9 protein-coding genes and 3 tRNA genes are annotated in these 12,504 nt (G+C 38.4%); 8 read left to right on the top strand and 4 right to left on the bottom strand.

Annotated elements, in window-relative coordinates; translation table 11 throughout:
• Positions 1 to 54: 54 nt before the first annotated feature.
• A complete protein-coding gene (locus GTK47_RS10320; RefSeq protein WP_165122987.1) occupies positions 55 to 996 on the bottom strand; it encodes an AraC family transcriptional regulator in 942 nt (313 codons plus the stop codon).
• A gap of 296 nt (positions 997 to 1,292) precedes the next feature.
• On the opposite strand from GTK47_RS10320, the gene GTK47_RS10315 reads away from it, so the two are divergent.
• From GTK47_RS10315 to GTK47_RS10290, 6 genes are all read left to right on the top strand, one after another.
• A tRNA-Asn gene (locus GTK47_RS10315) sits at positions 1,293 to 1,368 on the top strand.
• Positions 1,369 to 1,722: 354 nt separating this feature from the next.
• A tRNA-Asn gene (locus GTK47_RS10310) sits at positions 1,723 to 1,798 on the top strand.
• Between the two features lie 323 nt (positions 1,799 to 2,121).
• Positions 2,122 to 2,197: transfer RNA gene (locus tag GTK47_RS10305), tRNA-Asn, on the top strand.
• 198 nt (positions 2,198 to 2,395) lie between these two features.
• Positions 2,396 to 3,448 carry a dihydroorotase gene (pyrC, locus tag GTK47_RS10300; protein ID WP_165122985.1) on the top strand — a complete coding sequence of 351 codons (1,053 nt, stop codon included), beginning with the start codon at positions 2,396 to 2,398 and terminating at the stop codon, positions 3,446 to 3,448.
• 211 nt (positions 3,449 to 3,659) lie between these two features.
• Complete coding sequence (bssS, locus tag GTK47_RS10295) at positions 3,660 to 3,914, top strand: biofilm formation regulator BssS (RefSeq protein WP_064720401.1); 255 nt, start codon at positions 3,660 to 3,662, stop codon at positions 3,912 to 3,914.
• 296 nt (positions 3,915 to 4,210) lie between these two features.
• Complete coding sequence (locus tag GTK47_RS10290) at positions 4,211 to 4,813, top strand: LuxR C-terminal-related transcriptional regulator (protein ID WP_165122984.1); 603 nt, start codon at positions 4,211 to 4,213, stop codon at positions 4,811 to 4,813.
• 268 nt (positions 4,814 to 5,081) lie between these two features.
• On the opposite strand, the gene ttrA is transcribed toward GTK47_RS10290, so the two are convergent.
• From ttrA to ttrB, 3 genes are read right to left on the bottom strand one after another with little or no spacing between them, the layout of a single operon-like run.
• Positions 5,082 to 8,162, bottom strand: coding sequence for a tetrathionate reductase subunit TtrA (gene ttrA, locus GTK47_RS10285; RefSeq protein WP_165122983.1), 3,081 nt, complete (start codon positions 8,160 to 8,162; stop codon positions 5,082 to 5,084).
• Positions 8,155 to 9,183, bottom strand: a complete 1,029-nt coding sequence (gene ttrC, locus GTK47_RS10280) for a tetrathionate reductase subunit TtrC (RefSeq protein ID WP_165122982.1) — start codon at positions 9,181 to 9,183, stop codon at positions 8,155 to 8,157. Before ttrC ends, ttrA begins: the two co-directional genes overlap by 8 nt.
• Positions 9,180 to 9,923 carry a tetrathionate reductase subunit TtrB gene (ttrB, locus tag GTK47_RS10275; protein WP_072068548.1) on the bottom strand — a complete coding sequence of 248 codons (744 nt, stop codon included), beginning with the start codon at positions 9,921 to 9,923 and terminating at the stop codon, positions 9,180 to 9,182. The genes ttrC and ttrB overlap by 4 nt, the downstream gene beginning before the upstream one ends.
• 177 nt (positions 9,924 to 10,100) lie before the next feature.
• On the opposite strand from ttrB, the gene ttrS reads away from it, so the two are divergent.
• Both ttrS and ttrR read left to right on the top strand, forming a co-directional pair.
• Entirely contained in the window at positions 10,101 to 11,861 is a 1,761-nt protein-coding gene (gene ttrS, locus GTK47_RS10270) for a tetrathionate respiration histidine kinase TtrS (RefSeq protein WP_165122981.1), read from the top strand.
• Between the two features lie 14 nt (positions 11,862 to 11,875).
• Positions 11,876 to 12,478 (top strand): tetrathionate respiration response regulator TtrR, encoded by a 603-nt coding sequence (gene ttrR / locus GTK47_RS10265; protein ID WP_075673842.1) that lies wholly within the window; start codon positions 11,876 to 11,878, stop codon positions 12,476 to 12,478.
• Positions 12,479 to 12,504 lie beyond the last annotated feature (26 nt).

Here is a 12,504-nt window from a genome sequence, read left to right as displayed (position 1 = left end):
GACTGTAACGCAATTATCTATGACTACTTTAACTCATTTCTCCATTATTCTTGCCTAATAATCCAAAGATACCCTTTCTGCTCCTGAGACCTTTAATCGTTGAATATCTTTTAGGGGTGACAATCCAAATAGTCGCTGATATTCACGACTAAACTGTGATGGACTTTCATAACCCACAATAAATGCCGCTTCAGAAACATCACTCATTTCAATCAACATGATCCTTCTCGCCTCATTTAGTCGTAACCATTTTTGATATTGTAATGGTGTCATGCCAATTCTATTTTTAAAGTGAAAATGAAATGAAGAGGTACTCATACCTACTAATGTTGTTAGATCTTCAATCCGGATTATTTCGCGATAATGTTGTTTCATCCAATCAAGAGCATGATTAATTTGCCGACACTGAGGATGTTGCGAAGCGAGTAGTTGCTGCCGTGCACCATCGTTTGATCGTAATAAGTAATAAAGGATCTCTTTTTGGATCAAAGGAGCAATAAACGGTGCGTCTTCGGGTGTATCTATTAGTTTTATAAGCCTTGTTACTGCTTGTAGAATTGGTGCTGTTACTTGAACAATTTGTTGAGCTCGGATCTCATTATTTTCTTGTAGTAATTCAAACTTATTTTCAGCTAACAGTTCAGGTAATAGAGCAAGATCTAATTTTAGCAACATTGCTAAAAAAGGCGTTTCTTTTGAAGCCTCACAAACTTTAGCAAAAGTGGGTATTTCTGATGATGTTAAAAGCATATTCATTGGACGATAGCAATTTGTCTCTACCCCTATTGTTATCTGCTTTGCACCTTGTGCAGCAATAGCCAAACTTGGTTCATACATCCAACCTTCTGACTCTGTAATAGAACTATACCGACATAACGCTAAACCAGAGACAATCGTATCCCATCCCCCTTCTTTATCTTTTGTATATAGAAGAAGTGTTTTTTTAAAATGTTCAAACTCTAATACTATCGGTGTTGATAAACTCGCAGTATCCATAGCCTCTGATTCTTCAATTTAGTCTGTGAATTCGTCAGATTGTATTACTAAATAGTTTGAAAAACTTTCTTTTAAAAAAAACCTTATCTTTTCTTACCAAGGTAAAACATATTTCATCTAGTAGAAATGTAATTTTGAGTATTATTTCTACTGATAACCATTTATTTTTTATACATTTTTATCAAAAAAGAAACAATCTGATGCACTCTTGAGCAAACGGTGTTTTTTTTCATTTTTTTACTTTACAAGGTGACCGAGGATAGCTATTATTCGCCTCGTTCTCACGAGAACTCGCTTCCTCCATAGTTCAGTCGGTAGAACGGCGGACTGTTAATCCGTATGTCACTGGTTCAAGTCCAGTTGGAGGAGCCAAATTTAGAAAAGCCCGCGCTATCACAGTGCGGGCTTTTTGCTTTTTACTCATCAGCTATTTTTATTCCTCTATTTTCTTAATTTATTTCCTTTGTGCTTTTTTATATCCATTTTATGTATCCATGATTTAAATTTTATCCCCACTCAAGATCATCAATAAAAGAATGCGTTCTAATAGGATAATTTTAATCAATACTGCGCTACTGACTATTTTTTAAACTCAAAACCACCTTATTTGATTTAAAAACTATAAATTAGTTATTTTTTAACCACTTAAACTATTGTTTCACTTTTTTTACTTTACAAACTTCATCACCCTCGCTATTATCCTTCTCGTTCTCACGAGAACTCGCTTCCTCCATAGTTCAGTCGGTAGAACGGCGGACTGTTAATCCGTATGTCACTGGTTCGAGTCCAGTTGGAGGAGCCAAATTTAGAAAAGCCCGCGCTATTATAGTGCGGGCTTTTTGTTTTCTACATTCTCTATTATCAATACCATTTCTATTTTTCACCCCCTTTTATTTTTCAAATCTTTGTGTCACCTAAAATAAGTTATCTCTTTATTTTTTATCTTTATTTTCAGTCTTCAATGTGGAAAAAATAACCATTTAAAAATATTCACCGTCTCATTATTAGATTGTCTGTTTTAGAAATACACAATATGTTGTTTATCTACGCACTTAAACAAGTATCGTCGATTGTCCTTTGACATATCAAATCACTCACTATATGATACACGCCACTTAATGATGTTCCTCCATAGTTCAGTCGGTAGAACGGCGGACTGTTAATCCGTATGTCACTGGTTCGAGTCCAGTTGGAGGAGCCATTTCTCTTTGTGTCACCCTCATAACCTTTTGATTTTATTCTCTGTTTTACCTTACATAAATCCAAAAACATAATAAAAAAATGCGATTAAATGGTAGCTATTTAATCGTTTTCGTATTAGCATTCGTTTCCGGCTTGACTATTTAGTCCAATCCAATCCTTGATCTTTCGATTTTCCTAAGACACACGGAGCCGGTATATGACCACTGCACAACCTATCACCCTCACTATTCGCCGTCCTGATGATTGGCATGTTCACTTTCGTGATGATGACATGCTAAAAACTGTTGTTCCTTATACCAGTCGCTATTTTGGCAGAGCTATTGTCATGCCAAACCTTGTTCCACCCGTTACAACGATTGAAGCCGCTCGCACTTATCGTGATCGTATCAAAGCGGCTATTCCTGCGGGAGATAACTTCGAACCGTTAATGACTTGCTATTTAACAGATAGCACATTGCCTTCAGAAGTCGAACAAGGTTTCTTACAAGGTGTTTTTACTGCTTGTAAACTTTATCCTGCAAATGCAACAACTAACTCAAGTCATGGCGTATCAGATATCACAAAGATTTATCCTATCTTAAGTGTGATGGAAAAAATCGGTATGCCATTGCTGATCCATGGCGAAGTAACCGCTTCAAATATTGATATTTTTGATAGAGAAGCGCGTTTTATTGATAGCGTTATGTCTCCTGTACGCAAGCAATTTCCTGAGCTAAAAATTGTTTTTGAACACATTACAACTAAAGAAGCAGCTCAGTATGTGTTAGAAGGAAATGAATTTCTCGGTGCTACCATTACTCCGCAACATCTGATGTTTAACCGCAATCATATGTTGGTGGGTGGTGTTAAACCTCATCTATATTGCTTACCTATTCTTAAACGCAACGTTCACCAAGAAGCACTAAGAGAAGCTGTTGCATCAGGAAATTCTCGCTTTTTCTTAGGTACAGATTCTGCACCTCATTTACAACACCGCAAAGAATCATCTTGTGGTTGTGCGGGAGTATTTAACGCACCAACCGCACTGGCAGCTTACGCAACCGTATTTAAAGAACTTAATGCATTACAACACTTTGAAGCTTTCTGTTCTTTAAATGGCCCTCGTTTTTATGGTTTACCTGTTAATGAAGGAACAATCACATTAACTGAAAAAACAATTGAAGCGCCAGCACAAATCCTTTGTGGTAATGAAGCCCTTATTCCTTTCTTAGCAAATGAAAATATTCATTGGGATATCACTGTCGATTAATCCTTCCCCTTGATATTTATCTAAAATGCACCATATAACATTTGTTCGACTGTTAATGGTGCATTACTCTTTTATCAGAGCCAGCACACATTTTTTTGTTATAACAAAAATTTATCTTTTTAATCGCGATAAATCTCGTATACTGAAAAGTAACCACCTTGTGTGGGAGCTTCTCTCTTAGTCAAAACCGGTTGTATGATTAGGAGGTATTATGAGTAGAAAAAATGAAGTTATTCAGACACATCCTGTTGTAGGCTGGGACATCAGTACCGTTGACATCTACGATGCCATGATGTTGCGTTTACATTATCTTCCTGAAAACGAGCATCATCCAGAAAACGCAGTTGTAGATAAGACACTTTGGCTCACAACAGACATAGCTAAACAGTTGATTCATATTCTTCAAGCAGGTATTGATAAAATTGAATCATCTGAAGATTCTGTTTCAGACAACACCAAGCATTAATAAAAAGATCTAGAAAAGATAGCGAACGCAAAGCAGGAGTACTTGGTACTCCTGTTCTCATTTTTACCTCACTATAACCCATCATCACATATTGGTTATATCCATATATAAACCAACTCTTACGGTATAAAAATAATTAGTTATATTAATAATATCAATTTCCATTTAATGGAAAAATAATCATAACTATTTTATTCGATATATCTTCAAAAAAAGAACATATAAGCCGAATTGACATAAAATGAGGTTGTCTTTATTTTAATAAATTAAAACGGCTACAAACAAGGAAGTTATTTGTGAAAGTATTAATTATTGATGAATGTTTTTTTACTCGTAATGGTATAAAACATTATTTTTCGAAGAGAAATGTAAGACATGAAATAATTGACATATCATCTATACAAGAAGCAAATAATTATATTAATCATTCAATGCCAGATATTATATTCATTGATCTTACAAAGTATTGTCGGGAAATAGCACATTGCCCACATTTGCAGTTTTTTTTCATTTCAACAAGAAGTTGCCGTCTTTATCTTTATATTGATGCAAACTACCCAGACAAAGAAAGACCTATCGCATTGACAAATAACTGTTTTATTCTCCCAAAGAAGATCCTACCTTGGGTACTTGAAAAGACATCTTTATTCACTTCTCGTTGCCAAGTTTTCTTTCCAACCTATAAACATTCATTATGTTCTATTTTTAGTTTACAAGAACAAAAGATAATTAATTATTGGATGAATGAAATACCTAATCACCAGATTGCTAAAAAACTGTCCATTAGTAGTAGCACCGTGTATTCACACAAAAGACATATTACCGAAAAAATTAATGTGAAAAATCGAATTGAATTATTTTTCATATATAATATTTTAAAATATATATACGAGAAATAATCTTATTACATTTAAATAAAAAAACAAACAGAAGAAAAAAGGAGTCCAATTCCCATTATTACTCACTGTAATTGAGGTGGCTAATATGCGTGTTGACCACCTTAAATTTATTATAATATTATGTATGTAGGGTACATGTGATATTAAAATAATTAAACTGATATAGCTCTATCTTATAAAAGATAGAGTAAAACTGATTTTTTGTGCGATCACTTCACTCTTGTTTTAATAAAGAGTGAAGTGATTATTTAAAATACCAAATTGATAATTAAGCTATACGCTCAATCTTAGCAGGTAAGCCTTGACGAACAGATGCGCCAGAGACCCAATCTAACCAAGTATTAGTGATTTGACGTGTTGGATCGGCAAACCCTAAATCATTAAGGTTGATACCATTGCCAATGCCTTTATCCATCGGTAATGGTTGTTCATCTAAGTAATGCTGACGAGAGCCTAACTCTTGATGCCCATATCCATGTTCAATCGCTAAAACACCTGGCATTACGCCGTCTAGTAAGCTGATTTCGGCTTCAACTTGCCCACCCGGTGTAACAATGCGAACTTTATCACCATGATTAACTCCCCATTTTTTACCATCTTGAGGATTAATTGCGACTAAGTTACTCGGTTTCACCATTCTTAAACGTTGGATCATGCCTGTTGAACTACTTACCACATGAGATTTAAAGGACATTAATTTTAATGGCCATTGCTCTTCAGGGTAGTGTTGATGAATATCACTACCATCTGATAAACGCGGTGGATAATACGTCGGGCAGCCACTATAACGTTCACCTGTTATTGCGTGATGATTTTTCGCAACTTCTTCATTCCAAATCTGCAATGGTTTTTTCCACTGTGGTCCAGTTTCATCACCATTCCATGCTTTTTCATAAGGTGCAAAACGACCACCACGTGTATAAATATACGCAACTTGAAGAACTTCTTCATTTTTTAGCGTTGACGTTATCGCTGGTAAAATACGGTCTACACCACTCAATAGAATATCTTCATTGGTTGCTGGTGCGACAGGTTTCTCCCCCATAAATGCCATATTGGCTGCAACACGTAAATAGTAGTCTTCAGCACTATTGATTGGATAGAAGTTACCATCCATATCTTCAATTGCTTTATCACCAAAGCCCGGTAAATCTAAAGCTTTTGCCACAGCAATACAGAATGTTTCCATTGAAATGGGTTGACCATCTGCTGTTTTTGCAACACGAGGTTCAATAATCGGCCAACGCGCTGTACTTGCTTTAGTTTGAACACCAGACCAAGGAGCACTGAAACCCCAGCTTTCAAAGTTATGCGTATCAGGAACAATATAATCAGCTAGCGCTGTTGTTTCATTCATAAAGGCATCAATACCAATAATTAAAGGTAGATGCTTCGGATCTTTTAGACGCTCTTCCATTACTTGGCGAATACCTGCAATCCCATAAATAGGGTTGGTCATATTCGTTATCCATGCTTTTAATGAATAAGGATAACCTGCTAATGCAGAGCCTAGTTGTTCAGTTAATTGTCCAGCAGCAAACGGATACCAAGGTGCTTTTGCAGGATATGGAGATTCCCCTTTCTCTACACGCTCACGGTACTCATCAGATTTTTCATAGGCGGCTTTACTGCGTGATAACACCATACCTTTGGGTTTAACTTTACCTTTAAAGCTATCCATTTTGTAACATGGGCCATCAGTTGCACCATTAAACTTACCGCCACCAACAGACACCCCACCTTTAAGGTTTAAGTTGCCTATTAGCGCATTAAGCATAATCACGCCCCACGCTGTATAGAAACCATTCCCTCCCATCATACCACCATGAGAGATAACTGCGGCTTTTCGGCCATATGCCGTAAATTCACGCCCTAATGCAGCAATTGTTGTCTCTGGTACTTTACAACGCTCACTATATTCTGCCAGTGTCATACGCTTAGCAGCTTCATCAAGTAATTGGAAACTTGATTTAACTGTAACGGTAGCACCCGTTTTTAATGTCACTGTGTACGTAGCAAACAGCTGAGCTTTATCGACTTGGGTTGATGGAACTAATTCACCTTCAAGTGATAATACTAAGGTTTGCTCTTCCCCTTCTGCAACATCATTAAAATGTGCTGTTGTTAGCATTTGCCCTGACAGAGGGTGCTTTTCGTCACTGATCACAAGATGAGTAGCATTTGTCCAGCTTTTCTCACCTACATTTTTCATTGAAACTTCGCTTGGCACCGACAGGTATTCTGCATTGTAGCGATTGTTTTCAATGATCCAGCGGATCATCCCCATTACTAAAGCCGCATCTGTTCCCGGTTGAACAGGAACCCAATGACCATGATCGTTAGCCAATGTCGTTGTTAACGGTAATGCAGGCGCAACAACCACATAATTGAACGAATCACGAATACGAGCATTAGCTAATTGACGACCTTGACGCTTAAATGGGTTACCTGATTGTGCTGGTGATGTTCCCAAAAACAGTGCAAATTCAACGTAATCCCAGTCAGGTTTAACGTGGGCATTTTTATCTAAATCATTCATTAACGCACCAGAGCCAGCTCGGTACGCTAATCCACAATAAGAGCCATGGGCACCAAAGTTTTTACTACCAAATGAGTTTTGAGCAAAGCGACGAATAAACGTATCACGTCCATCATCCCCCGCATTTGTCATTAATAACTGGTTAGCTTTAGGGCCTAAAGCAGGTTGCTTTGGATCGATTAAAGTATCTAAATCACGAATGGCGCGTAAACCATCAACATGACCTTCACCAAAGAGATCGCCACCTTCTACAATTTCTTGGATCAACTGCTCAAAACTGATACGTTTCCATTTACCTTCACCGCGTTTACCCACACGTTTCATCGGTTCAAGAATACGAGTTGGGCTATCTAAGCTTTCCATCATGGTTGCACCACGAGCACAAGCTGTAGAACGGTTTTCTAAACCACTTTCACCACCCATTTTTTCAAATGCTTCTTTAATTGGCATGTTATAGCCAAAGTGGTGATCATGAGAAAGTGGGTGATAAGGATTACCTGCAATACGTAAAACTTTATTGTTTGCTCTATCAACACGGGCACGGACACCACATTGTGTCCAGCAACCAAAACATTGTGTCATACAAACAGATTGATCTGTATTCGCCTGCCATTTTGCGTCTTTTACAACTTTACCTTCAGGTAATAACGAGTTTCCGTTGATCCTATCAAGTGTCACTTTGCCTGATGTGCCATCAACTAAACCATCTATGGCACGTTTAGCAACATCACGGTAGCTAGCAGCGAATGCGGCAATACCACCGATAACTAACCCACCTTTAAGCCATTGACGTCTTGTAAACTTAGCCATGCTGCACTCTCCTGACAACCCAACGAATACTTTCTCTAAATAAAATGGTTAACGCTATCCACAATCCAAATGTACCGACAATTGCCATCAGTCCATCATTACCTAGCGTAAACTCATAAGGGTTTGTAATTATGTTATATTTTGGAATGTATTGAGCACCCATCAACATCAACCAACGTAATACCCACGCAAGTCCCATTGATACAAATGCCATGATGGTAATAAATGCAACCGAACGAGCTTGTTTTGCCATCAAAAGTCCCATCGCGACAGAGATAACCCATAGTGTGATAACACCCATAGCACTCCACCAGCCAAGACTTCCCATTGCTAATTGTTCTCTGATTGCCTGACCTGAAATCGTATCGCCTGCAATCCAAAAGCCAGTACATACTGCTAATAACATCAGCGAACTTACAAACCACATCGCTAATTCACGCTGATGTACCGGTTCACGACGTGTGCCTAATGCCAGTAATGTCGGTAACACTTGCATTGCACTAAAGAACAGCAATATTGGTAACCAATAGGTATACAACACAGGTCTTGCTTTTAAGATAGAAGCTTCACGACCTGTATATAACAGCAAACCAATCGCAGTTAATGAGCAAGCTAATGCAACCCAACGCGTTAATTTGTATTCACGCTTCCACACTAAGCGAACAACCATCGCTGCAAAGTAGAGCATACTAAACGCTGAAAATAACGGTAGTAACAGTGACCCCCATGCCATCCATGACCACGGTGTTGGATAAGCATAAAAGTGCCACACTCGTGCTGTTTGGTGTAAATCAGCCGTTAAAGCAAGAGGTGCTGTAATACCCGCTGTTACTGCAATAAACACGGCAACGGCTTCTAAACGTTGATTACCTGCACGACCTTTCCAGCACTGCCAACATGCATAAAGCGTTGCACTACAAGCAATACCGATAAAAAAGAAATATTGTACAGCCCAAGGTAACCAAAAATATTCTTGAGGGCTCGCGATGACTTCTTGAATTTGAGAAACTTGCGGGATCATGAGTGAACCTCCTGCTGCCATAATGCGGGTTGTCCTTGACCGGCTAACGGTTGTACAAATGCATCATCGAGGCCGAGATAGAAAACTTGTGGCAATGTGCCGCTTTCTGGTTTTAATACTTTCAGCTCTTTTTCATGTGTACGTAGCATTTTGCTGATAGTGCTATTAGGATCTTTCATATCGCCGATAATACGAGCACCGCCGACACAAGATTCAACGCACGCTGGCAGTAATCCAACTTCGAGGCGATGTGCGCAGAAAGTACATTTATCTGCTGTTTGTGTTGAGTGATTAATAAAACGAGCATCGTAAGGACATGCTTGAACACAATAAGCACAGCCAACACAACGTTCATTATCAACAACGACAATACCGTCTTTGCGTTGGAAAGTTGCTTGAACAGGGCAAACTGGCACACAAGGTGGTTCATCACAGTGGTTACACAATCTAGGCAGTAAGACGTTGGTTATCCCCTCTTGCCCCTTGATAGCAACCTGATATTGGTTTACTGTCGTCCTAAATTGTCCTTGAGGAGTCTGATTCTCAATATTACAGCTTACTGTACAGGACTGGCATCCTACACAACGGCGTAAATCAATCAGCATTCCATAGCGTTTATCTTCCGAGCCTTCACGACGCTCAGGTGATAATTTAATGCCGGCTTCAGCTAAAGGAACCAGTGAAGCACCAGCAGTAAGGACCCCTAATTGTTGTAGAAATTTTCGTTTTCCAAGATCCATATTTGTCTCCAGCATCACTCAATAACACAATCTCACTATGAGTGAAGGAAATAGAAATTAAAATGTATGTGTTTTGTTATAAATGCATTGTAAAAATTACTGAAGACGACACCTATTGTGGTTTACCACATACCAAGTGCGAACTTGATCCAAGACAATATTTAACATTAGATATTTATGACGATAAAACAGACAATTGGGATAAGAAACGCAGTAAGCATCGGGTTATTACTGCTCTTTTTTGTACTTCCTCTACAAGCCACTGCAAAAGAGTGGACAATCGGTGTTTTAGCATTACGTGGTGACGCATCAACACAAAGACATTGGCATCCACTTGTTGACACCTTAAATAAACAATTTCCGTCAGAAAACTTTGTATTAGTACCGTTAAATCTGGAAGAGATGAAATTAGCGGTTGCAAAGAAAAATGTTGATTTCTTACTCACAAATCCTGCGCAATTTGTTCAATTAGATAATGCATTTCCATTACGTTGGTTACTCTCTTTACGCTCTGGCTATGAGCCTGATAACACCACACGAAATGTTATTGGTAGCCTAATCCTTGTTCGTAATGATAGCCCGATTACTTCTGCCCATGAATTAATCGGAAAACGCGTTGGTGCCATCGCACCAGATGCCTTTGGTGGCTATCTTTTAGGTTATAAAGCGCTACGAGAAGAGGGCATTGATCCTGATAAAGATTTCACATTGCGTTTCACGGGTTTTCCAGCAGATGCTTTGCTTTATCTCTTACGTGATGAAGATATTAACGCAGCAATTATTCCTGTTTGTTTACTGGAAAATATGGATCATGAAGGGCTTATTCGTAAAAGTGATTACCGCCCCGTGATTTCCTATCAAACCAATACCCCTTGTTTAACCAGTACACCGCTCTACCCTAATTGGTCATTTGCAGCGCTAGATACCGTTCCTGATGAACTTGTTGATAAAGTCACACGCGTTTTACTCACTGACGACAGTAAACCGATGAAGTGGGGAGCTCCGGCTTCACATACTCAAGTTGAAAATCTATTAAGGGAAGTCAACCAGCATCCTCGACAAAGACAGCTTTGGCAAGATGCACAGAGTTGGGCTATTCAGCACCAATTTATTATTGGTCTTTCATTAACAGCTATTCTTTTTCTTATCCTAAACCAAGTCTGGGTCAGCTATTTAGTTAGACGTCGCAGTCGCCAACTGGAACACGCACACAATCGATTAAGACAACAAAAAGAAGAGTTAGAACACGCCCAGCGCTTAAATATATTGGGAGAAATGGCATCCGGATTTGCTCATGAACTTAATCAGCCACTATCTGCTATTAAAAGTTATGCACAAGGGAGTGTTATTCGTCTTAAAAAAGAGAATGAATCGCACCCATTGCTACCTGCATTGCAACAAATAGATAAGCAAGCACAGCGTGGTGCTGATATCATTAGAAATCTACGTTTATGGGTTGGAAAACAAACACCTAACACCGATACGATTTTGCTTTCTCATCAAAATATTGCAGAGTGTATCCAACATATCTGGAAGCTCTTACGCGTAGAAGATAAATACCCACAGGTTTCATTGATCACCCATATTAATGAACATGATACCCTGTGTTTACCCGAAACATTATTAGAGCAAATTTTATCGAATTTAATCACCAATAGTCTCCAAGCTGGCGCTAAGGTACTAAAAATTAGTACTCATAAAGCCCCTGATAGGTTGCTTATTGTCATTGAAGATGATGCAGGTGGAATGAGCCATAGCCAACTTGAGCATCCCTTTTCCCCATTCCAAACAACAAAAACGGAAGGTCTTGGATTAGGTTTGGTGATTTGCCAACGTTTATTACTTTCTCAAGGTGCTGATATTCATATTGAAAACCAAAAGAATGAACAAAATAAAGTTGGAATAAAAATTACACTTATTTTCCCTAACAAAAAATAAATAACGGAGAAAAAATGCCAACAATTCATCTTGTTGATGATGATCTTGCTGTCACTGATGCTTGTCAGTTTTTATTAGAAAGCTTAGGTTATTCAGCCCATGTTTGGAATGATAGCGAGTTCTTTATCAACAACGTCAATCTCTATCAGCAAGGTGTTGTCTTGTTAGATATGAGAATGCCAAAACCTGATGGCAGACAAGTCCACCAACATTTAATTGATAAACACAGTACACTTTCTGTGATTTTTTTAACGGGTCATGGCGATATTCCTATGGCAGTTGAAGAGATCAAAAAAGGGGCTATCGACTTTCTACAAAAACCCGTTGATAGCAATGCGCTGTTATCTGCATTAGATGCCGCATTTCTTGAAACCAATACGCGTTTTACCGCACACGATATTCGCCGCCGCTATGCTTCATTAACCCCAAGAGAAAAAGACATCGCTTATTATGTTATTCAAGGATTAATGAACCGAGAAATAGCAGAAGTTGCTTGTGTGTCAATAAGAACTGTCGAAGTTCATCGAGCAAAAGTGATGGACAAAATGGCAGCTAAAAATATTGCTGAATTGGTGACTGCATTACAAGGCATCGAAATAATTTCACCTAATTTATGACAAAATTTCTTATCTGCGCTAAAAAG

The organism is Proteus sp. ZN5 (assembly GCF_011046025.1).
In the GTDB taxonomy this organism is placed as follows: Bacteria; Pseudomonadota; Gammaproteobacteria; order Enterobacterales; family Enterobacteriaceae; genus Proteus.
This window is presented reverse-complemented; position numbering and strand designations above follow the sequence as displayed.